Here is a 22,191-nt window from a genome sequence, read left to right on the forward strand (position 1 = left end):
CGACGTCGGCGCCCGTGGCGGGCGCCCGGCCCGGTGCCCGCCGCTCCCGCGGGCCCTACGCCGGATCCGTGCCGGGAACCCGGCTCGGGGTGGCCGGACGGCCCGCCACGCGTGGCACGCCGAACAGCGCGATGTGAAGTGGCTCGGTGTGTGGAGCCGCTGATCGGCCGGACAGTTGCTCGACCGGGTGCACGAAGCGATCGGAGGGTCATGTCTCAGGACGCTAGACACTTCCGCGAAAACCCGCTGAGCAGCCCCAATTCCGGTGGATAACTGCCCGGTTGTGGATATCTCCGTCACCCGCCTGGGTGGACTTCAGCGCGGTGAGATCACCGCTCCCAGCAGCCCCGGCCCGGTATGGGCACCGATCACGGCACCCACTTCGCTCACATGCAGGTCGAGGAGTCCGGGAACCCGCTCACGCAGCCGCTCCGCCAGTCGCTCCGCCCTGTCCGGCGCCGCGAGGTGGTGCACGGCGATGTCCACCGCACCAGCTCCGGCCTGCTCGGCGATGATCTCCTCGAGCCGTGCGATCGCCTTCGACGCCGTGCGCACCTTCTCCAGCAGCTCGATGCGTCCACCGTCCAGTTGGAGCAGCGGCTTGACCGCGAGGGCGGAACCGAGCAGAGCCTGAGCCGCGCCTATGCGCCCCCCACGGCGCAGATAATCCAGTGTGTCGACATAGAAATACGCGGAGGTGCCTTCGGCCCGCTTCTCCGCGGCGGCGACGGCCTCGTCCAGCCCGCCACCCGCCTCGACGGCCTCCGCGGCGGCCAGCGCACAGAATCCGAGAGCCATGGCGACCATCCCGGTGTCGACCACGCGCACCGGCACCGGCGCGTCCTTCGCGGCGAGCACCGCGGAGTCGTACGTACCCGAGAACTCGGCCGAGAGGTGCAGGGAGACGATGCCGGTGGCCCCGCTCCCGGCGGCCGCGCGGTAGGCGGCGGCGAAGACTTCCGGTCCGGGCCGGGACGTGGTCACGGAGCGGCGCTTCTGGAGGGCCACGGCCAGCGACCGGGCCGAGATCTCCGTGCCCTCCTCCAGGGCCTGATCACCCAGGACGACGGTCAGCGGCACCGCGGTGATGCCGTGCCGTTCCATCATCTGGCGCGGCAGATAGGCCGTTGAATCGGTGACGATCGCGACATGGCGGGACATGAGCCGGAGGTTACCTTCCGGGGCGGTGACACGGCAGCCCGGGCCTGCCGTATTGATCATTTCCGATCGGTTCGGAACACGTCCTGCCGGCCCCGTACACAACCGGTCTGTACACCACTACCCCGTGCACACCCGTCCCGTACACAGCCGGCCGGTGTCAGTTCGTGGTCTCCGGCCTGGTGGCCTTCTGCCACGGGTAGCCGGTCTGGAGGCGGGGGTCCGGAGGTGTGAGTGCCTGCGGTGTCTCCTCGTCGGCCGGTCCGCTCCAGCTCCGGCCCGCGGTGCCGCCCGGGTCGGTCGGCTCCTCCGTCGTCCAGTGCCGCAGGGCGCCGGCCTCGACGTCGATCTGAGCGTTCAGCGCCGCGAGGTCGTCGTCGGCGAACTGCCGCGCCCGGTCACGCGCTGCCCAGCGCAGCGACTCGGCCGAGTGCGTGATGCGTTCCGTGCGCTCCTTCAGAGCCGGCAGCAGCGTGGCCACCGTCGCCCGGTCCGGCTCACGCTCCAGGCGCTTGAGGTCGTTGTCGAGCTCACGCCCGTGCACGCTCAGTCGCTCGAAGAGTCCCAGGGACTCCGACAGCGACGCGTCCTCGGCCGCCCCGGCGTTCAACGCGTCCTGCGTGGCCCGCATCGATGTCCGCAGGGCCAGCCGCAGCTGCGCGAGCTCTCCCGCCACGCCCGGCTGGCCGTAGCTCTTGGCCCGCAGCGTGGTGTCCTCCACGGATCGGCGGGCCTGTGTGATCGTGCGGTCCACCCCGCGCTTGGCCGCGCGTACGGCCTTGACACCGGCGTACACCCCGAGCGCCATGAACGCGACGAACAGCAGCGTCAGGATCAGGATCACGGCTTCCATGAACGCCCCTCGATGGTCGGATCGGCCCCGGTGTGCGGTGCCCCTCCTACCGTAAACGGAACAGGCAGGCCAGGGGTTCCACCGGAACCCCCAACCTGCCCGTAGGGGAAAGCCCTGGCCTCGACCGGCCGACGGCCCTCAGCCGTTACGCGGGGACGATGTTGACCAGCTTCGGGGCCCGCACGATGACCTTGCGGATACCGGCCCCGCCCAGTGCGGCGACGACGCCCTCGTCGGCTAGGGCCAGCGCCTCCAGCTCCTCGTCCGTGGTGGACGGGGAGATCTCCAGGCGTGCCTTGACCTTGCCCTTGATCTGCACGACGCAGGTCACGGTCTCGTCCACGACGTACGCCGGGTCGGCGACCGGGAAGTCCTGGTGGACGACCGATTCGGTGTGGCCCAGCCGACGCCACAACTCCTCCGCCACGTGCGGGGCCAGGGGCGCGACCAGCAGCACCAGCCGCTCGGCGACCGACCGTGACAGCGGGCCGCCCGCCTTCGTCAGGTGGTTGTTCAGCTCGGTGACCTTGGCGATGGCGGTGTTGAAACGCATACCGGCCATGTCCTGACCGACGCCGTCGATGGCCTTGTGCAGCGCCCTCAGCGTGTCCTCGTCGGCCTCCGTGTCGACGACGGTGACCTCTCCGGTCTCCTCGTCGACGACGTTGCGCCACAGCCGCTGCAGCAGGCGGTACTGCCCCACCACGGCACGCGTGTCCCACGGTCGCGAGACGTCCAGCGGGCCCATGGCCATCTCGTACAGCCGCAGCGTGTCGGCACCGTACTCGCCGCAGATCTCGTCGGGCGTCACGGCGTTCTTCAGGGACTTGCCCATCTTGCCCAGGACGCGGCTGACCTTCTCGCCCTGGTGGTAGTACCCGCCGTCGCGCTCCTCGACCTCGGTGGCCGGCACCGCGATCCCGCGGCTGTCCCGGTACACGAAGGCCTGGATCATGCCCTGGTTGTACAGCTTGTGGAACGGCTCGGCGGACGAGATGTGGCCCAGGTCGTGCAGCACCTTGGACCAGAACCGCGCGTACAGCAGGTGCAGCACGGCGTGCTCGGCGCCGCCGACGTACAGGTCGACGCCGCCCGTGGGCATGCCCTCGCGCGGACCCATCCAGTACTGCTCGATCGCCGGGTCGACCAGTCGCCGGTCGTTGTCCGGGTCCAGGTAGCGCAGCTCGTACCAGCAGGAACCGGCCCAGTTCGGCATGGTGTTGGTCTCGCGGCGGTACTTCTTCGGCCCGTCGCCCAGGTCCAGCGTGACGTTGACCCAGTCGGCGTTCCGGGACAGCGGGGTCTCGGGCTCGGTGTCGGCGTCCTCCGGGTCGAAGGTGCGCGGCGAGTAGTCCTCGACCTCGGGCAGTTCCAGCGGCAGCATCGACTCGGGCAGCGCGTGGGCGATGCCCTCCTCGTCGTACACGATCGGGAAGGGCTCGCCCCAGTAGCGCTGACGGCTGAACAGCCAGTCGCGCAGCCGGAAGTTGACGGTGCCCTCGCCGACACCGTGTTCCTGCAGCCACTCGGTGATCTTCACCTTGGCGTCGACGACACCCAGGCCGTCCAGGGAGATCTCGTCGTTCGCGGAGTTGACCAGCTTCGCGTCGTACGAGCCGAAGGCGTCCTCCCAGGTGGAGGCGTCCGTACCGCGGTCGTCCGACGGCTCGACGACACAGCGCATCGGCAGCTCGAAGGCGCGCGCGAAGGCGAAGTCGCGCGGGTCGTGCGCCGGTACGGCCATGATCGCGCCGGTGCCGTAACCCATCAGGACGTAGTCGGCGATGAAGACGGGGACCTTGTCGCCGCTGACCGGATTGGTCGCGTACGCGCCGGTGAAGACACCGGTCTTGTCCTTGGCCTCCGCCTGCCGCTCCACGTCGGACTTGGCCGCGGCCTGCTTGCGGTACGCGGTGACGGCCTCGGCCGGGCTCGCGTGCCCGCCGGTCCACACCGGGTGGGTCCCCTCCGGCCAGGCGGCGGGGATGATCCGCTCGACCAGGTCGTGCTCGGGTGCCAGCACCATGTAGGTGGCACCGAACAGGGTGTCCTGCCGGGTGGTGAAGACGGTGATCGCACCGGCGCCGTCGACCGGGAAGTCGACGCGCGCACCCTCGGAACGGCCGATCCAGTTGCGCTGCTGCAGCTTGATGGCCTCGGGCCAGTCCAGGGCGTCCAGGTCGTTCAGCAGCCGGTCGGCGTACGCGGTGATCCGCATGTTCCACTGGCGCAGCTTGGCCTTGAAGACCGGGAAGTTGCCCCGCTCGGAGCGGCCGTCCGCCGTCACCTCTTCGTTGGCCAGCACGGTCCCCAGCCCGGGCGACCAGTTGACGGGCGCGTCGGAGGCGTACGCCAGGCGGTGCTGCCCCAGGACGTCGGCGCGCTCGGCGGCGTTCAGCGCGCCCCACTCGCGGCCGTCCGGGGTCCGGCGCTCACCGCTCTCGAACTGGGCGACCAGCTCGGCGATCGGACGGGCCCGGTCGGCCTCGGTGTCGTACCAGGAGTTGAAGATCTGCAGGAAGATCCACTGGGTCCACCTGTAGTAGTCCGCGTCGATCGTCGCGAACGAGCGGCGCTTGTCGTGCCCCAGGCCCAGCCGGCGCAGCTGGACCTTCATGTTCTCCATGTTGGCCTCGGTGGAGACCCGCGGATGGGTGCCCGTCTGCACGGCGTACTGCTCCGCGGGCAGACCGAAGGCGTCGAAGCCCAGGGTGTGCAGGACGTTGTGTCCGGTCATCCTCTGGTGGCGCGCGTACACGTCGGTGGCGATGTAACCCAGCGGGTGGCCGACGTGCAGACCCGACCCCGAGGGGTAGGGAAACATGTCCATGATGAACTTCTTCGGCTTGGCGGCCAGTTCGGAACCGTCCGCCAGGTCACCGGTCGGGTTGGGCGCCTCGTACGTTCCGTCGGCGTCCCAGAAGTCCTGCCAGCGTGCCTCGATGTCGGCGGCCATCGCTGCCGTGTAGCGGTGCGGCGCGGCCGCCTCGGCCGCGGTGTTCGTCTCGCTCATGATCCTCAAAGCTCCATCGATCGTCATCTGCCGGGCGCCCACGTCCACGGACACACGTCTATGGACATACGTCTACGGAAACGAAAAATCCCCTCGCACAGGAGGGGACGCCGCACCGAGTCCGACCAGGCGTTCTCACCGGTCGGGAGTGATCAGCGCGGCTCGCTAAGCAGAAGGCCTACGGCACGCATGGCGTCAGGGTACCGCACGGGGCCCGGGCCCCGTCCGAGATGTATCCGCCGATCCGCCTCGGCGGGCCCGTTCACGAACGAGCCCGCACGCCCACGGCATCGGCACGAGTTCTGCGCAGGACCCACACGCTCCGGGGGTTACTCCGCGTACTGCCCTCTATCGGGGCAACAACTCAAAGCTCGTACCGGCCGGTATGCGGCGACCTAGCATGCGGCAACGGGACCGCTTTGCCGAACCTTTCGGAGTCGCCCCCATGAAGCCTCATCGCAGGATCCGCTCATCCCCCTCCATGAGCCGCAGTCCAGGAATGAGCCGCCCGACGCAGGGCGGGCTGACCGTCGCGGTGCTGGTCCTCATACCCCTGCTCGCCGTCGCCGGTAGCGATGACCTGCGCGCGGCGCTGGACTTCACGACCGGCGTCCTCACGCTGGTGTCGCTCACCGCGGCGGTCGCCTGGGGCCTGCTGGCCACCGACCGGCTGTTCCTCTCGACCCGCCACCGGCTGATCGCCCAGGGAATCCACCGGGCAGCCGCTGTCACCTCGCTCGGATTCCTCCTGCTGCACGGCACCGTGAAGGTGGCGCTCGGGCACGTGGAACTGCTCGGCGCCCTCGTGCCGTTCGGCCTGGGGGTGAGCGGCACCTCCGGCCTCATCGGCTTCGGTTCGCTCGCCGGTCTGCTGATGATCGTCGCCGCGGCGACCGGCGCCCTTCGCAGCGCGTTCGCCACCCCGGGAAAGATCGCCGGCCGCTGGCGTGCGCTGCACGCCCTGGCCTACCCCGCCTGGTGCTCCGCGCTGGTGCACGGCCTGTACGCCGGACGGCAGCCCGCGACCTGGGTCGTCGTGATGTACATGCTCTGTCTGCTGGCCGTGGCCGTGGCCCTGGGCCTCAGGTTGCTGCCACGCCCGACCAAACGCCTGATCACCGAGCTGGTCACCACTCTGATCAGCCCCGACGCACCGCCGTCCGAGTCGGCCCCCGTCATCCGCGCGTCGCCGCTCCCCGGCGCGGAACACATGCCTCCGCAGCCGCGTCAGGGCCTGCCACGGGACGCGCCGGGCTGGGGGGACGACGACCGCGACCTGCGCGGCACCCCGGTCCGCCCCCGGACGCTCACCGCTCCCTCGCCGCCTCCGTACGAAGCACCGCCGTCCGGGGCGCCCCTGTACGAGACACCGTCGTCCGGGGCGCCCCTGTACGAGACACCGTCGTCCGGGGCGCCCCCGCACGGGCCGCCGCGGTACGAAGCGCCGCGGTACGAGCCCCCGCCGTACGGGTCCCCGCTCCATGAACCGCCGCCCCGGAGCGCCGAACGGCTCGACCCGGGCCCCGTCCCGGCCGCCGCCCCGGCCCCGGGCTTCGGGCAGGGCATCTCCGCGGCCTACCGCGCCGTCTCGCGGCCCCCCGCGGCACCGATCGAGCAGACGGACGACCACTGGCCCACGCCTTCGCCCGCGCCCCCTACGCAGGCGTACAGGCCCGCGTACGACCCGGACCCCCTGTACGACCCCGAGCACGCGTACGCACGCACCCAGGAGCCGACCGCGTACGAGGCACCCGGGAGTGCGTCCTCGTACGCGCCCCCCGCCCCTCCGGTCGGCCGGACCGGATACGGCGGCGGCGCCGTCCATGGCGACGCCGAGACCGAACAGATGCCGGGGCCGCTCTATCCGCCCCCCGCCGGAGAACCCTGGCACGCACCCGCAGGAGACCGACCTTGAACGTCCCCCTCCCCGATGTTCCCGAGGTTCGCGTCGTCGGCCTTCCCCAGCTGACCACCGGTTTCGACCTGGTGGAGCGCCTCGACCTCGCCATGCACCTGAAGGTGCACGGCCCGCTCGAACCCATGACCGGCGAGCGCCTCGCCGAACTGGCCGAGTCCATCTCCCTGCGCGGACGTGGCGGTGCGGGTTTCCCGTTCGGGAGGAAGCTGCGCGCGGTCGCGAAGGCCTCCATACGCCGGGGGGTACGCCCTGTCGTCGTGATCAACGGCAGTGAGGGCGAGCCCGCCTGCCGCAAGGACACCGTGCTGCTCAACCGTGCCCCGCACCTGATCCTCGACGGTGCGCTGCTCGCGGCGGAGGCGCTCGGCGCGCGCACCCTGGTCGTCGCCGTCACGCGCAACTCCACGGAGATATCCGTCCGCGCCGCCCTGGCCGAGCGCGGCCTGTCCGACCGGCGCGGACAGCACCTGCGCGCCCGGGTGGTGCGCACCCCGGAGCGCATGGTCTCGGGGGAGGCCTCGGCGGTCATCCGGGCGGTGAACGGTGGCCCCGCCCTGCCGCCGGGCCGCCGGGAGCGCGCGGCGGAGTCCGGAGTGGCCGGCGCGCCGACGCTGCTGTCGAACGCGGAGACCTATGCCCAGCTCGCCGTCGCCGCGCGGATCGGCTCCCGTCGCTACGGACACACCGGGCTGCCCGACGAGCCCGGCACGGTCCTGCTCACCGTCTCCGGTGCGGTGGCACGCCCCATGGTCATCGAAGTGCCCACCGGGGTGCCCCTGCGGTACGTCCTCCAGCTGGCCGGTGCTCCACCGCTTCCCCAGGGCGTACTGACGGGCGGCTACCACGGCAACTGGATCGACGCCGTCGCCGCGCACGACGCGGTGGTCTCCAGGGCGTCCCTGGCGGCGGCGGGAGGCGCGCTCGGCGCCGGTGCCATCCTGCCCATCGGTCCGGAGACCTGCCCGATCGGGGAGTCGCTGAGGATCGCCAACTGGCTGGCCGCCGAGACCGCGGGCCAGTGCGGTCCGTGCAAGCTGGGCCTGCCCGCCGCGGCGGGCGGGCTCTCCGACGTGATGAACGGCGGTGGGCCGGCGGCACTGGAGGCGCTGCGCGAGGTCACCCAGGCGGTCAAGGGCCGGGGAGCGTGCAAGCACCCGGACGGCTCGGCGCGCTTCCTGTCGTCGACACTGTCCGCGTTCACGGACGATCTCGCCGCGCATGTCCTGGGCGGCGGCTGCGGGCGGGAGACGCTGGGCGTACTGCCGTTGCCGTCCACCGGCTACGAGGATGTGGAGGAGTCCATTCCGAGCGGGGAGAAGCTGGCGGTCGACTGGACGCTCTGCCAGGGACACGGGCTGTGCGCGGACATCGTGCCCGAGCTGGTCAGGCTGGGCCCCGACGGCTACCCGGCACTCGCGGACGCCGCCGTTCCGATGCATCTGCGGGGCCGCGCCCAGCGTGCCGTCCGTCGGTGCCCGGCGCTGGCACTCCGTATCGAACAGGCGCCCGCCGAGCGCCCGGTGCTCCCCAGCGCGCGGCGCAAGGCCCTGGGCAGCGGACGCGGTTGAACCGAACCCGCCGGGTACGACGAGAAGCGGGCCATCCGATTCGGACGGCCCGCTTCTTCACTGTGGAGCTAAGGAGAATTGAACTCCTGACCTCCTGCATGCCATGCAGGCGCTCTACCAACTGAGCTATAGCCCCTCGTTACTGATCGCCCGGTTTCCCTGGCGACATCGAGAACATTACACGGTCCCCCCTGCCCATCAAAAATCGTTTCCACTCCCACCCGGTACGCCCACGCCGCAAGGCCCTGACCGGTGGGCGGTCCGGCCACCGGGTCTGTCAGGCGGTGGCGAAGGAGTAGAACCGCTTGAGGGTGCAGTGCTCCTCCAGGAGCCTCCCGTAGATGGGTTCCCCCTCAAGCTCGCGGTAGGTCTCGATGGGGTCGCCTTTTATGATCAGCGCCCGCGCGCACTCCTCGCACCAGTACTGGAACTCCGCGTTGACCGGGTCCATGTCCCTGACGATGGGCGTACCGCTGCCGCACCAGTCGCACTTCCGCCTGTGTGCACCCATCCGGTCAGCTCCGACTGCGGCCGCAGGCCGTACACGCGCGGGAGCCCTCTTGCGGGGTGGCTGGGCCGGCGCTCCCGGCGGGGACAAGGAGCAGGTCCGGGACCTGTACGCGGCTCGCAGGCATCGCGCTCCCTCCCGATCGGTCCGTCGCCCCCTCCGGCGCTCCGATTCTGCCATGACCCCGCAAGGGGGTCAGCCCGCCGACGGCCCGGGCCTCCGGGTTTGTCGCAAACGAGCCGTACGGGACCGGTCACCGCACCGGCGTCGACCGAGCCGGCTGACCTCGCGGGCCCTTGTCCCCAACGGGTCAAGGCAGTTGGGCGGAGCCGCGAAGGCCTGCGCGCCCCTCCCGGGCAACCGCACGAAAAAAGATCCCGCCCCCTGCCGGGGACGGGATCTTCACTGTGGAGCTAAGGAGAATTGAACTCCTGACCTCCTGCATGCCATGCAGGCGCTCTACCAACTGAGCTATAGCCCCGCTGTTCGCTGTGTTTCCCTGCGTTTCCGCGCTGCGAACAAGAAGAACTTTAGCCTGCGACCGGCCGGAAAGTGAAATCCGGCCCCCACTGGCCGAAGACGCCCTCCGGGCCCCCGCTAGTCGTCGTCCCCGAGGACGGGCTCGGGGAGCGTCCCGGCGTTGTGTTCCAGCAGGCGCCAGCCGCGCGCGCCCTCGCCCAGGACGGACCAGCAGCAGTTGGAAAGCCCGCCGAGTCCCTCCCAGTGCTGCGATTCCAGCCCGAGAAGACGGCCGATGGTCGTCCGGATCGTGCCCCCGTGGCTCACCACGACGAGCGTGCCCGCGTCGGGAAGCTTGCCGGCGTGCTCCAGGACCACCGGGGCAGCCCGGTCGGCGACCTCGGTCTCCAGCTCGCCACCGCCCCTGCGCACGGGCTCGCCACGCTTCCACGAGGCGTACTGCTCGCCGTACTGCTCGACGATCTCCTCGTGGGTGAGCCCCTGCCAGGCGCCGGCATACGTCTCGCGCAGCGCGGAGTCGTGTGCGACGTCGAGGCCGGTGACCGCGGCGAGCTCACCGGCCGTGGCCGCCGCCCGCCGCAGGTCGGAGGCGACGATCGCGTCCGGCTTCAGCGAAGCGAGCAGCCGGGCGGCCCTGCGGGCCTGCCCGACGCCGGCCTCGGTCAGCTCGATGTCCGTGGAGCCCTGGAATCGGCGTTCCAGATTCCACGCCGTCTGGCCGTGCCGCCAGAGGACGATCCTGCGGCCCCTGCCGCTCCTGCTGCCGTTCAGCTCTGCTCACCTTCCGTGATGCCGTGGAGCTGTGCGTGCTCCTCGGCCTTGCCGCGGGTCTTGAGCGCGTCCTCGGGGAGCGCGATCTCCGGGCAGTCCTTCCACAGGCGCTCGAGCGCGTAGAACACACGCTCCTCGCTGTGCTGGACGTGGATCACGATGTCGACGTAGTCGAGGAGGATCCAGCGGGCGTCGCGGTCGCCCTCGCGGCGAACCGGCTTGGCGCCGAGCTCCTTCTGCAGCCGCTCCTCGATCTCGTCGACGATCGACTTGACCTGGCGGTCGTTGGGGGCCGAGGCCAGCAGGAAGGCGTCGGTGATCGACAGCACGTCGCTGACGTCGTAGGCGATGATGTCGTGCGCGAGCCGGTCGGCTGCCGCCTGGGCGGCAGCGTTGATGAGCTCGATGGAGCGGTCCGTGGCGGTCACATGCAGGCTTTCGTCGGCGGTCAGATCGACCTCTAGGGTCTCACGGACCGCCGACAGCCCCTACGACGTCCGTTCCGGTGCCTTCACGACGTCTGTTCCGGCATCTTGTAGTTCTGTCCGAGCAGGACGGAGACGTCGGCGTTCGCGGCGGGCTCGCCCTTCTTCACCGCGTCCTCGGGAAGGCCCAGGGTCTTGGCGACCTCGACCGCCTTCGCCTTGTCCTCGGCGGTTCTGTAGGTCACCTCGGACGATGCCGCGGGGTCCGCCTCGCCGCTGTCGACGAAGGCATATCCGCCGTTGACCAGCTGGACCCTGGCGAACTCCGAGCCCTTGGTGTCGCCCGTCGCGTTCTTGATCCCGACGCGTACCGCCGCGTCCGGGTCCGGAGCCCTGACCGCGCCGCCCAGGACGTCCTTGACGACACTCGCGGTGGCCTTCTCGGTGAGCGTTCCGTCGTCCTGGACGGGGAGAAGCGCCGTCTTGTAGTCGCCGACCTTGGCGTACCCGGCGAGTTTCGCCAGTGAGGCCCCCAGGTCCTGCTCGGGCAGTGACGGATCGAGGATCTGCGCCAGCGTCTCGATGGTGACCGTCGCGGCCTTGGGGTCCTCGGACATCTTGCGCAGCGTGCTGCGCAAGACCTCGCCGAAACGCGTCAGCTGCTTGGCCTGCGGCTCGCCCGGTGCCTGGTAGGTGGCGTACGCGACGGCCATCTGGCCGCTCAGCGTCTGCTTCTCCCCCTGGTTCACGAGCGGCGCCGCACCCTTCTCGGTGTCGGGCACCGCGATGTCGGTGTCGACCTCGATGTTGCCGACGAGCTCGACGAGGTTCTCCAGGTACGGGGTGTCGAGCCGCCAGGTGCCGCTGATCCTGGTGCCGAGGAGGGTGTCGATGGCCTCGCGCGTACCGGTCGAGCCGTCGTCGTCGACGGACTTGCCGAGCGTGGTGGTGGAACCGTCGTCCGTGGCCACGGCGAGCGAGTTGGGCAGCAGGACGGTGGTGCCCTGCTCGGTGGTCACGTTGTCGACGAGCAGCGCCGTCGAGGTGCCGCCCTTCTTGGTGTTGTGCAGGTGGACGACGATGACGTCACGCTTCTGCGGGCCCGTCGCCGCGGACTCCCGCCCGTCCTGGCCCGAGACGCCGGGGATCTTGCCGGCGAACCAGAGGTAGCCCGCGCCGCCGACGACGACGAGGGCCACCACGACTATGAGCGCGACCATCCGGTTGCGCCCGCGGCGCCGCGCTTCCTCGCGCCGCTCGCTGCGGCTCTCGGTGAATTTCAGCCAGTCGATGACGTCTTCGGAGTCCTCGTCGGGCTCCTCGATGAAGGAGAACTGTTCCGTGCGGTAGTCCCGGTCGGCGCGGCGCTGTTCGGGGACGACGGCGTCGGGAAGGGGTTCTGGCTCCCGCCGGAGTTCTGGCTCCCGCAGGGGCTCGGGCTCACGCGTCGGTTCGGGCCGCTGCTCGGGCGGAGCGGCCACCTGGTTCTGCTCGGTGTTCCACTGCTGGGCGGAATCGTCCACGACCGACTGCGGGCCCGTGTCGTAGCCGTACGTCCCGTAGGCGCCGTCGTACCCGTAGTCCTGTTGTGCGGACTGAGCCTGCTGGGGGTGCTGTACCGGCTGCGCCTGCTGCGGGGCGGCGTACGGGTCGTACTGCTGCTGGGTGCCGGCGTAGGGGTCGTAGCCGTATCCCTGGTCCGCGTAACCCGGCTGCGTCTGCCCGTCCTGCTGGTGCGGCTGCTGGGGCTGTTGCTGCGCGTACGGGTCGTATTGCTGCTGTTCCTGCTGCTGCCCTTGCTGCTGATAGACCGGCTGCCCGTACTCGTCGTAGCCGATGATCTGCGGCTGCTGCTGGTAGTACGGGTCGTACGGGTTCTGTCGGTCGTTCACCGGTGCCCCTCTACGTGGCTTATTCGGCGCGGTACAGCTGGCGCTTGTCGATGTAGCGGACCACACCGTCCGGCACCAGGTACCAGACCGGCTCCCCCTGCGCGACCCTCGCGCGGCAGTCCGTGGACGAGATCGCCAGCGCGGGCACCTCGACGAGCGAGACGCCGCCCTTGGGCAGCCCGTCGTCGGTCAGTAGATGGCCCGGCCGGGTCACACCGATGAAGTGGGAGAGCGAGAAGAGTTCCTCGGCGTCCCGCCAGGTGAGGATCTGGGACAGCGCGTCGGCGCCGGTGATGAAGAAGAGGTCCGTGTCATCGTTGGCCGTGCGCAGATCCCGCAGCGTATCGATGGTGTACGTCGGTCCGTCGCGGTCGATGTCGCTGCGGCTGACCGAGAACTGCGGGTTGGACGCCGTGGCGATGACCGTCATCAGGTAACGGTCCTCGGCCGGGGACACGTGCTTGTGGCTCTTCTGCCACGGTTGCCCGGTCGGGACGAACACGACCTCGTCGAGGTCGAACCGGGCGGCCACTTCGCTGGCCGCCACCAGGTGTCCGTGGTGGATGGGGTCGAACGTCCCGCCCATCACGCCGAGTCGGCGCTTGCCGCGTCCGGTAGGCATTTCCTGCTCTCCCATGCGTGCAGACCCTACTCGTACGGCTGTTCGCCTACGCCTCAGCGGTCCCGGTTGAAGCGAGTGGTGATCCACAGCAGGAGCAGCAGCACGACGAGCGCGCCGCCACCGGTGAGGTACGGGCTGAGGCTTTCGTGGCTACCACCTTGCTCGCCGCCCTCGGAGGCGAGGGTGACCAGCTGGTGCGCGGTGCTCGTGAGGCTCATCTTCTGCAGGACCTATCGATCGGGAGTCGGAAGGAAGACGTCGCGCACATCGTATGCGGGCGTCACGGGCACGCTCACGCCGACTCAGTCGTTGTTGTCGTCGTTGCGGTATCCACGCAGCAGGAACCAGGCGAGCAGGGCAGCTCCGAGGAGCGAAACGACGAGCACGACACGCAGTGTGCTGCCTGCCCCCTGGTCCTCGGACGCGGCGGCGAGCAGTGCGGCGGTGTGCGGCATTTCGGGCGCTCCTCAAAGTTATCCACAGCCCCCGCACACCGTAACGCCAGCACATACGCTGGCATGTGTCAGGGGGACGAGCGACGTCTCGTACGAACAGGGGGCCATCCATGACCGACAACAGTCACGAGAGCGTGCCGAGCAGGCAGCGCAAGCGATTCCCGGGCATCTCCTCACGTGCCTACGAGCATCCGGCGGACCGCTCGGCCCTGGTGGCCCTGCGGAAGCTGACCGGTTTCGACACCGTGTTCAAGGCGCTCAGCGGGCTGCTCCCCGAGCGCAGTCTGCGACTGCTCTTCCTGTCGGACTCCGTCCGGGTGAGCGACGCCCAGTTCACGCATCTCAACGGCATGCTGCGGGACGCGTGTTACATCCTGGACCTGGAGAAGGTCCCGACGATGTACGTCAAGCAGGACCCGCAGCCCAACGCCATGTGCATCGGCCTGGACGAGCCGATCATCGTGGTGACGACCGGGCTGGTGGAGCTCCTCGACGAGGAGGAGATGCGGGCGGTCGTGGGCCACGAGGTGGGCCACGCGCTCTCCGGTCACTCGGTGTACCGCACGATATTGCTCTTCCTCACCGGCCTCGCGGTCAAGGTGGCGTGGATCCCGCTCGGCAACGTCGCGATCATGGCCATAGTGACGGCGCTGCGCGAGTGGTTCCGCAAGTCGGAGCTGTCCGCCGACCGGGCCGGGCTGCTGGTCGGGCAGGATCAGCAGGCCTCGATGCGCGGTCTGATGAAGATCGCGGGCGGCAATCACCTCCACGAGATGAATGTGGACGCCTTCCTCGCCCAGGCGGACGAGTACGAGAAGGCGGGGGACCTCCGCGACTCGGTGCTCAAGATCCTCAATGTGCTGCCGCGGTCGCACCCCTTCACCACCGTGCGCGCCGCTGAGCTGAAGAAGTGGTCCGAGACCCGTGACTTCCAGCGGATCATGGACGGCCACTACCCGAGGCGGGACGGGGACAAGGACGCCTCGGTGACGGATTCCTTCCGGGAGTCCGCCTCGCACTACGCGGACACGGTGCGGACCAGCAAGGACCCGCTGATGAAGCTCGTGGGTGACATCGCGGGCGGCGCGGGTGACCTGGGCGGCAAGCTCCGCGACAAGTTCACCGGTGCGGCCGGCGGAAGCGGTGGTTCCACCGGCAAGGGCGGCGCCCCGTCGGGCGACGACGCTACGGACGACCCGAAAGGGACCTGGCGGCGTCCGGACCACCCCGAGGGGGGCCCGGGGACGGGGAGCTGATCTCCAGCGTCCCGCACATGCCCGCCGTGGGCAGGCCCGTGCTGTAGGGGTCGGTGCCGGCCGGCCCCCGGGGATCCGCCCGCTCGCCGGCGAGCAGCGGGCGCAGGGCACCGGCCGGGTCGGCCGAGCACGACTGCGGCCCTGCCTGGACGTGGGCGCTGCGTACCTCCAGCCGGTGCAGCCGGAGGTCCTCCCGGTCGAGGAGGAAGTGCAGCACTCGCCGCACGGTGAACAGCGAGGCGTCGTCCGTCCGGTGGGGGCCGGACGCGGAGGGGCGCAGCGCGTACGTGAAGGTGTGGTCGGACACCACCTCCAGGGTGTCCGCCCCCGCCTCCGCGTAGCTGAGGGTCCCCCGGACACGGATCTCGGGGTCGGCCAGTTCCACCTCGGCGGGGTCGAAGCGCACCAGCCAGCCCGTGGCGATGTGCTCGCCGTCGTCGGCCGGTGAGTTCACGCTCCGGTCGAACTGGGCCGCCTGTTCCGGGTCGAGCAGCCTTCCGACCGGCCGGACGACACCGCCGGTGAGTACGTCGGGGTCGAGGGAGGACTCCACCAGGTAGTCCTTGACCGTGATCAGGGCAATGGTCACCTGGCTGTCCGAGAAGTTCTTGGTGCGCCGGACCCCCGGCAGGTTGATTCCGGCGGCGCCGGTCGGGAATTGCGCGGTGGGGCCCGCGTCCAGGAGGGCCTCAGGGGTTCCGCCGGGGACCGCACCTCGCGGAGCGAGGGGGATCACGGTCGTCCGCAGCGGCTCGGCGTGCCGGCCGACGGGCTGCGGGTACGGGTTGCGGAAGCCGACGTAGACGGCGGTGGCGAAGGCCAGCACGATCAGCACGACAAGGGCGACGGCGGCCCGGGAGCGCCGGCGGGGGCCGCCACCCGGCAGGGAGCGAACGGCGCGTGCGGGTTCGCCCATCCGTTCCCGCGCCGAGAATTCCTGTAGCCGGGCAGCGCGCACGAACGATTCGTCGAAGACGAGGGAGCGGTACTCGTCCTCGCCGCCCGAGGGGTTCTCGGGCGGACCTTCCGGCGGTTCTCCGCGGCCTGTCATGACTTCTCCCGATCTCCGCGCCACCCTTCAGGGCGGGCGCTGGGATCCGCCTCGGCCGGGGGCTCGGGCGGACCTGTCCGTCACGGGTTCGATCGACACACGAACAGATGAGTGGCCCTCTCCCCGGCGACGGGGACGGAAGGAGGGACCGGGGACATACCTTCAGATTAGGTCGATCGTCATCAAGGTAAACGCGCTGCAGGTGGGAGCACAGTCGGAAGTACGGGACGGGAGCGCGACCTGGAGCACCGGCGATGACGCGACCGCGAACGCCGAGGGGAACGCGGCCTGCTGCGGCGCCTGCGCCGGACCCCTGCCCGGTGCCGATCCCCCGGCCCCGCCGCCGGGCCTCACCAGCCGTACGCCGCGTTACGCCAACCCGTGGCCGGGCGGGGAAGGTGGGCCATACGGTGGGTCGGCGCGGGAGGGGCCGGGACGTGCGTGGGCACGGGAAGGCCGGTACGCGGCCGGGCCGTCACCCCGGAGCGGCACTCCCGGAACCCGTGCGGACGTCGACCGCCCCCCGCCCCTCCGCAGCCCCGGCCCGCACCGTCCCACTGCACGGCGTCCCACCCTCGCGGCCCCCACCCCGCGCAGCCGACAGCGGGCGCTCAGGCTCCAGGTGCTCAGGCCTCAGGCGCTCAGGGTGTGCGCGGGACCGCTGATACAGCCGGGCGTGAGTAGTCGGCCGAGGCCGACGGGGCGGCGCCCGGTACGTCGACACCGCTCGTCGCCGGGGGCGGGACCTGGTCCTGCCGGTTGCCCGCGGCGCCTCGGTAGACGGCGCTGAACGCCAGCGCGATCATGCCGATACCCATCAGCAGGGCGAGCAGCCAGGCGACCGGCCGGTGCCAGCGCGCGGTGCCCCGGTAGGGGCGCAGGGCGCCGCCATGGCGCCCGTACGGGCCTTGGCCGTCCTCGTCGTCGCCGTAGCCCCCGTTCGGGCCAGGGGCGTCCCCGAAGGGCCTCTGGCGGCCGTACACGGCGTCCGGCCCGTAGCCGTCGCCGTAGAGGTCGTCGTCCATGGCGCCTCGGCCGGAGCGCGCACGGCCGGCTTCCGCCTCCGCACGGGCCTCCGCGGCGGCGAGCAGCCGCTCCACCGCGGTGGGTTCATGGATCTCGGCCGACCGTACGAAGTCCTCGTCGAACACCACGGAGGCGAAGTCCTCGTCCGCGCCCCCGCGGTCGTCGTCGGGCTCCCCGCCGTCCGGGAACGGCCTGCCCCCCACGTCGTCCGGCACGGCTTCAGCGTAGCCCCGGCGGGGCGTTTTGGGCAGAGAGCCCGCGAACTCCTCGCCGGGGCCGCGCGGGCACACCGGGCCGCCCTGCTAACGGATGTGACCGTCGCCCGTGACGATGTACTTCGTCGACGTGAGCTCCGGCAGTCCCATCGGACCGCGGGCGTGCAGCTTCTGCGTGGAGATGCCGATCTCGGCGCCGAACCCGAACTGCCCGCCGTCCGTGAAGCGCGTGGACGCGTTCACGGCCACCGTCGTGGAATCCACCAACTGGGTGAACCGGCGCGCCGCTGCCTGCGAGGTGGTGACGATCGCCTCGGTGTGGCCGGACGACCAGAGGCGGATGTGCGCCACGGCCGCCTCCAGCGACTCCACGACCGCGGCCGCGATGTCGTACGAGAGGTATTCGGTCTCCCAGTCCTCCGCGGTCGCCGCGACTACCGTGGCCTTGGACCCTTCGGCGTACTCCAGCACCTGCTCGTCGCCGTGCACGGTCACCCCGGCCTCGGCCAGTGCCTCCAGCGCCCGCGGCAGGAAGTCGGCGGCGACGTCCTTGTGGACCAGGAGGGTCTCGGCGGCGTTGCAGACACTCGGGCGCTGCGCCTTGGAGTTGATCAGGATGTCGACGGCCATGCCGAGATCGGTCTGCGCGTCCACGTACACGTGGCAGTTGCCGGTGCCGGTCTCGATGACCGGGACCGTCGACTCCTCCACGACGGTGCGGATCAGCGAGGCACCACCGCGCGGGATCAGTACGTCCACCAGGCCGCGGGCGCGCATGAGTTCACGGACGGAGTCTCGGTTCTCGCCCGGCACGAGCTGCACCGCGTCGGCCGGGAGGCCGGAGCCGCCCACCGCGTCGCGGAGGACCCGCACGAGGGCGCTGTTGGAGGAGTACGCCGACGACGATCCGCGCAGCAGCACGGCGTTCCCGGACTTGAGGCAGAGGGCGGCCGCGTCGACCGTCACGTTGGGCCGGGCCTCGTAGATGATGCCGACCACACCGAGCGGCACACGTACCTGGCGCAGGTCGATGCCGTTGGGGAGGGTGGAGCCGCGGACCACTTCGCCGACCGGGTCGGGCAGCGCCGCCACATCGCGCACGTCGGCCGCGATCGCGCGGATCCGCTCGGGGGTGAGCGTCAGCCGGTCGACGATCGACTCGCTCGTCCCGGCCTCGCGGGCGCGCGCCACGTCCTCGGCGTTGGCCTCGACGATCTCGCCGGTGCGCACCTCGAGCGCGTCCGCGATCGCCAGGAGCGCGTCGTCCTTCGCCGCGCGCGGGAGTGGCGCGATGTCGGCGGCGGCGGCGCGTGCCCGGTAGGCGGTCTGGGCGACCGGGGACATGTTGTCGTACGGCGAGAGCGTGGTCATGCCCGCAGGGTAATGCGCACACTGCGGGCATCCGTCACGTATCCCGTGATGCGAGACAGGTGTCCATCCGTTGATGCGGGACAGGTGCCCGGCGTCAGTACGGGTGCACGCCGACCGGGGCCGCCGGCGGCGGGCCGTACCCCTCGGCGACGCGCTGGTGGTAGGTCTCCCGGTCGATGACCTCCAGGCCGACGATCTCCCAGGGCGGGAGTCCGGCGCTGGAACGGTGTTCGCCCCACAGCCGCAGTGCGACGGCCGCGGCGTCGTGGAGGTCCCGTGCCTCTTCCCAGTAGCGGACTTCCGCGTGGTCGTTGGCATACCGGCTGGTCAGCAGGAACGGGTGGTCGTGCGCCAGCTGTTCCAGCCCGCGTCTGACCTCCTTCAGCGGAGTCTCGCCGCCGGAGACGCTGAGGGTGATGTGCCACAGCTTGGACCGGGTCCGTTCCTCGCTCACCACCACCCGTTCCTGCTCAAGGGTCCGGTCGGTGGGCGGACCGCCGAAGTCGGCCCCTGCTCCGACGCTGGTCAGGGCACGGCTGCCCGTTCCGCGGGGCGGCGCCCCCGGGCGCGCTCGTCTCACCGGCGGCCTCCTGTGAATGTGTAGCTGTGCTGACCCGTTGTGTCCCCGTGACAAAGTTGACCAGTCCGGGGCCGGGCTTGGGGCGGTTTTGGTGAAGGTCTCCGCCCGAAGGCTGGACTTTCGGCCGTTTCAGGGGGAGGGGCGGGGCGTGAGGACGACGAGATCGTCCCTGTGTACGACCTCGCGCTCGTAGGCGGGGCCCAGTTCGCGTGCCAGGTCACGGGTGGAGCGGCCGAGCAGCTGGGGGATCTCCTTGGCGTCGAAGTTGACGAGTCCGCGGGCGACGGCACGGCCCGCCGGGTCCCGCAGTTCCACCGGATCGCCCGCGGAGAACTCGCCCTCGACCGCGCTGATCCCGGCCGGCAGCAGCGAGGTGCGGCGTTCGACGACGGCCTTCACGGCCCCGTCGTCGAGGGTGAGCGCGCCCTGCGGGGTCGAGGCGTGGGCCAGCCAGAGCAGCCGGTCGGCCGAACGGCGTCCCGTGCGGTGGAAGTACGTGCCGGTGTCGCGGCCCGCGAGGGCGTCGGCGACCCGGCTCGCCGAGGTGAGGACGACGGGGACTCCCGCGGCGGTGGCGATCCGCGCCGCCTCGACCTTGGTGACCATGCCGCCGGTTCCGACCCCTGCCTTGCCGGCGCTGCCGATCGTGACGCCTTCCAGGTCCGCAGGTCCGCTCACCTCGGCGACGCGGGAGGTGCCGGGCGTGCTGGGGTCGCCGTCGTAGAGGCCGTCGACGTCGGAGAGGAGGACGAGGAGGTCGGCGTGCACGAGGTGGGCGACGAGCGCGGCCAGCCGGTCGTTGTCGCCGAACCTGATCTCGTCGGTGGCCACGGTGTCGTTCTCGTTGACGACGGGGAGCGCGCCCATCTCCAGGAGCTGGTCGAGGGTGCTGTAGGCGTTGCGGTAGTGCGCGCGCCGGCTGGTGTCGTCGGCGGTGAGGAGCACCTGGCCGACGCGTACGCCGTAGCGGGCGAACGAGGCGGTGTACCGGGCGACGAGCAGCCCCTGTCCGACGCTGGCCGCGGCCTGCTGGCGGGCCAGGTCCTTGGGTCTGCGGACGAGCCCGAGCGGGGCCAGACCGGCCGCGATCGCACCGCTGGAGACGAGGACGATCTCACGCTCCCCGCCGCTCCTGACCTTCGCGAGTACGTCGACGAGGGCATCGACCCGGTCCGCGTCCAGGCCGCCGGCCGCGGTGGTGAGCGAGGAGGATCCGACCTTGACCACGATCCGGCGGGCGTCGGTCACGCCCGGCCTCCGCACCGCACCGTCCCCCGAGGGTGTGCGGAGTGCGCCTTCGGATTCCCTTGCCCCTGACACGTACGCCCGTCCCCATCACGTCGTCCTGCTCGGTTCCCCCAATCTACGCGAGGCCGCCGGGGGCGTGCCGAGCCGTCTCAGCACCCGCACGGACCTGGGCAACGCGCCGCGGCGTCCCGCACCCGACGCCGTGCACCCGGACCCACCCGAACGGCCGCCCCTACCGGAACGGGCCCCGCTCGGGTGGCTTTCGGCATACCGCGGAAATGAGCCATTTACGTAATCTCCACCGGTCATTCATGGGGCTACGCTTTACACGTGACTGATGAACCGACCCGCAAAAAGCGCATTCTTCTCAGATCGGGCAAGAGCCCCTTCGACGTGGCCTCACTCGAGCAATCCCTCCACAGAGATGTCTTCGCGACGAACGCGGGCAACCTGATCTTCAGCGACGCGGCGCACAAGCTTCTGACGACGCCGCGGGCAGAGGTCTTCTCCAACGGCATCCGCACGGTCGCGTCCGAGGCCGCGCGGATCAACGAGGAGTACGACGCGTTCGTCGTCCCCCTGGCGAACGCCTTCCGCCCGACGTTCGAGCGCCCGCTGCAGCGGATGACACAGCTGATCAAGAAGCTGCGCATCCCGGTCGTCGTGCTGGGGGTCGGCGCCCAGGCCGACCTCAAGTACAACGCCTCCCGGCTGAAGCCGATGGAGCCGACGGTCAGGGAATTCGTCACGGAGGTGCTCAACCGCAGCGCGTCCATCGGCGTGCGGGGCGAGTTCACGGAGCAGTACCTCAAGGAGATGGGCTTCCGGGACGTCGAGGTCATCGGCTGCCCCTCCATGTTCATGAACGGTGACACGTTCCAGGTCGAGAAGAGGAGCGAGACGCTCACCGCGGAGTCCCGCGTCTCGGTCAACGGCTCGCACAGCGCCGTCCGTTCGCACGGCCTCGACGCCATCATCCGGCAGGCCCACGAGCGCTATCCGCATCTGCGGTTCGTCGGGCAGAACCTCCTGGAGGCCGAGCTGCTGCACTGGCGGGAGACGGCCAACCCGATCGGCGCGCTGACCTCGATGCCGACCCACCCGTCCCACCCCATGTACCGCGAGGGCAAGGTCCGCCTCTACGTCGACCCGGCGACCTGGATCAGCGACCTGCGCGAGTTCGACTTCTCCTTCGGTTCTCGCATCCACGGCAACATCGCGGCGCTGCTGGCGGGCGTCCCGAGCACCGTGCTCTGCAGCGACTCCCGGACGCTGGAGCTGTGCCGGTACTTCGGCATCCCGCACCGCAAGATCTCCGAGACCCCCAAGAACATCGACCCCGCCGAGCTGTACGCGGCGGCCGACTTCGGTGATCTCGTGAACGGCCACAAGGAACGTTTCCTCCGCTTCACCGGTTTCATGGAGAAGAACGGCCTGGAGAACACCTTCACCCACGGTGACGGCGGTGCCGCGTTCGACGCGCAGATGAGCGAGCTCACCCTCCCGCCGGGCGTCCGCCCGTGGATCGACAGCGACCCCGGGTCGCTGGCCGGCCGCTTCAGCTGGATGCGGAGCCGGATGGAGGAACTGACCGAGCAGAACACCAAGTTGCGGAGCCAGCTCGCGAAGAAGGCCTCCCCGGTCAGCATCAAGGTGCAGGCCGCTGACGGAGATGCCCCCTGGCCGTCGGCCTACCGGCGCGCCAGGCGTGTGGTCGGGCGCCCTGTCCGGAGGCTGCTGCGTCCCGAACAGTGAGGCCGCGCGTCCACTGCCGCCGTTCC

At 70.6% G+C, this 22,191-nt stretch carries 19 protein-coding genes and 2 tRNA genes; 4 read left to right on the plus strand and 17 right to left on the minus strand.

Going from position 1 to position 22,191, the window contains the following annotated elements:
• Positions 1–315: 315 nt before the first annotated feature.
• The 3 genes from ACFWVP_RS01690 to leuS form a co-directional block, all read right to left on the minus strand.
• Entirely contained in the window at positions 316–1,161 is an 846-nt protein-coding gene (locus tag ACFWVP_RS01690) for a DegV family protein (RefSeq protein ID WP_384492932.1), read from the minus strand.
• 157 nt (positions 1,162–1,318) lie between these two features.
• The gene (locus ACFWVP_RS01695; RefSeq protein ID WP_384492933.1) at positions 1,319–2,011 is read right to left on the minus strand and encodes a hypothetical protein; all 693 of its coding nucleotides are present in this window, start codon (positions 2,009–2,011) and stop codon (positions 1,319–1,321) included.
• 145 nt (positions 2,012–2,156) lie between these two features.
• Positions 2,157–5,024, minus strand: coding sequence for a leucine--tRNA ligase (gene leuS / locus ACFWVP_RS01700; RefSeq protein WP_384492934.1), 2,868 nt, complete (start codon positions 5,022–5,024; stop codon positions 2,157–2,159).
• A 499-nt stretch (positions 5,025–5,523) separates the two neighbouring features.
• On the opposite strand from leuS, the gene ACFWVP_RS01705 reads away from it, so the two are divergent.
• Both ACFWVP_RS01705 and ACFWVP_RS01710 read left to right on the plus strand, forming a co-directional pair.
• Entirely contained in the window at positions 5,524–6,939 is a 1,416-nt protein-coding gene (locus ACFWVP_RS01705; RefSeq protein ID WP_384492935.1) for a hypothetical protein, read from the plus strand.
• On the plus strand, positions 6,936–8,510 hold the full coding sequence (locus ACFWVP_RS01710) for an NADH-ubiquinone oxidoreductase-F iron-sulfur binding region domain-containing protein (protein WP_384492936.1): 1,575 nt from the start codon (positions 6,936–6,938) through the stop codon (positions 8,508–8,510). Before ACFWVP_RS01705 ends, ACFWVP_RS01710 begins: the two co-directional genes overlap by 4 nt.
• A gap of 63 nt (positions 8,511–8,573) precedes the next feature.
• Here ACFWVP_RS01710 and ACFWVP_RS01715 read toward each other — a convergent pair.
• From ACFWVP_RS01715 to ACFWVP_RS01755, 9 genes are all read right to left on the minus strand, one after another.
• Positions 8,574–8,646 (minus strand) — tRNA-Ala (locus ACFWVP_RS01715).
• A 141-nt stretch (positions 8,647–8,787) separates the two neighbouring features.
• Positions 8,788–9,021, minus strand: a complete 234-nt coding sequence (locus ACFWVP_RS01720) for a hypothetical protein (protein WP_033305681.1) — start codon at positions 9,019–9,021, stop codon at positions 8,788–8,790.
• A 405-nt stretch (positions 9,022–9,426) separates the two neighbouring features.
• A tRNA-Ala gene (locus tag ACFWVP_RS01725) sits at positions 9,427–9,499 on the minus strand.
• 116 nt (positions 9,500–9,615) lie between these two features.
• Positions 9,616–10,269, minus strand: coding sequence for a histidine phosphatase family protein (locus ACFWVP_RS01730; protein WP_384493013.1), 654 nt, complete (start codon positions 10,267–10,269; stop codon positions 9,616–9,618).
• Positions 10,266–10,697: a ribosome silencing factor gene (gene rsfS, locus ACFWVP_RS01735; protein WP_384492937.1), complete on the minus strand. Its 432-nt coding sequence runs from the start codon at positions 10,695–10,697 to the stop codon at positions 10,266–10,268. The genes ACFWVP_RS01730 and rsfS overlap by 4 nt, the downstream gene beginning before the upstream one ends.
• A gap of 83 nt (positions 10,698–10,780) precedes the next feature.
• Positions 10,781–12,586 (minus strand): LytR C-terminal domain-containing protein, encoded by a 1,806-nt coding sequence (locus ACFWVP_RS01740; protein ID WP_384492938.1) that lies wholly within the window; start codon positions 12,584–12,586, stop codon positions 10,781–10,783.
• 19 nt (positions 12,587–12,605) lie between these two features.
• A complete protein-coding gene (gene nadD, locus ACFWVP_RS01745) occupies positions 12,606–13,223 on the minus strand; it encodes a nicotinate-nucleotide adenylyltransferase (RefSeq protein WP_384492939.1) in 618 nt (205 codons plus the stop codon).
• 38 nt (positions 13,224–13,261) lie between these two features.
• Positions 13,262–13,426, minus strand: coding sequence for a hypothetical protein (locus ACFWVP_RS01750; RefSeq protein WP_384492940.1), 165 nt, complete (start codon positions 13,424–13,426; stop codon positions 13,262–13,264).
• Positions 13,427–13,510: 84 nt separating this feature from the next.
• A complete protein-coding gene (locus tag ACFWVP_RS01755) occupies positions 13,511–13,663 on the minus strand; it encodes a hypothetical protein (protein ID WP_384492941.1) in 153 nt (50 codons plus the stop codon).
• A gap of 110 nt (positions 13,664–13,773) precedes the next feature.
• Between ACFWVP_RS01755 and ACFWVP_RS01760 the strand changes: the two genes are divergently transcribed.
• Positions 13,774–14,919 carry a M48 family metallopeptidase gene (locus ACFWVP_RS01760; RefSeq protein ID WP_384492942.1) on the plus strand — a complete coding sequence of 382 codons (1,146 nt, stop codon included), beginning with the start codon at positions 13,774–13,776 and terminating at the stop codon, positions 14,917–14,919.
• Here ACFWVP_RS01760 and ACFWVP_RS01765 read toward each other — a convergent pair.
• The 5 genes from ACFWVP_RS01765 to proB form a co-directional block, all read right to left on the minus strand.
• Positions 14,849–15,970 (minus strand): hypothetical protein, encoded by a 1,122-nt coding sequence (locus ACFWVP_RS01765; protein ID WP_384492943.1) that lies wholly within the window; start codon positions 15,968–15,970, stop codon positions 14,849–14,851. The genes ACFWVP_RS01760 and ACFWVP_RS01765 overlap by 71 nt on opposite strands.
• 641 nt (positions 15,971–16,611) lie before the next feature.
• Positions 16,612–17,211 carry a hypothetical protein gene (locus ACFWVP_RS01770; protein ID WP_384492944.1) on the minus strand — a complete coding sequence of 200 codons (600 nt, stop codon included), beginning with the start codon at positions 17,209–17,211 and terminating at the stop codon, positions 16,612–16,614.
• A gap of 87 nt (positions 17,212–17,298) precedes the next feature.
• Positions 17,299–18,582: a glutamate-5-semialdehyde dehydrogenase gene (locus ACFWVP_RS01775; RefSeq protein ID WP_384492945.1), complete on the minus strand. Its 1,284-nt coding sequence runs from the start codon at positions 18,580–18,582 to the stop codon at positions 17,299–17,301.
• Positions 18,583–18,676: 94 nt separating this feature from the next.
• Entirely contained in the window at positions 18,677–19,162 is a 486-nt protein-coding gene (locus ACFWVP_RS01780; RefSeq protein WP_384492946.1) for a hypothetical protein, read from the minus strand.
• A 129-nt stretch (positions 19,163–19,291) separates the two neighbouring features.
• On the minus strand, positions 19,292–20,410 hold the full coding sequence (gene proB / locus ACFWVP_RS01785) for a glutamate 5-kinase (protein WP_384492947.1): 1,119 nt from the start codon (positions 20,408–20,410) through the stop codon (positions 19,292–19,294).
• A gap of 330 nt (positions 20,411–20,740) precedes the next feature.
• On the opposite strand from proB, the gene ACFWVP_RS01790 reads away from it, so the two are divergent.
• Positions 20,741–22,165, plus strand: coding sequence for a polysaccharide pyruvyl transferase family protein (locus ACFWVP_RS01790; RefSeq protein ID WP_384492948.1), 1,425 nt, complete (start codon positions 20,741–20,743; stop codon positions 22,163–22,165).
• Positions 22,166–22,191: the final 26 nt, after the last annotated feature.

Source organism: Streptomyces sp. NPDC058637 (genome assembly GCF_042717325.1).
Taxonomy (GTDB): domain Bacteria; phylum Actinomycetota; class Actinomycetes; order Streptomycetales; family Streptomycetaceae; genus Streptomyces.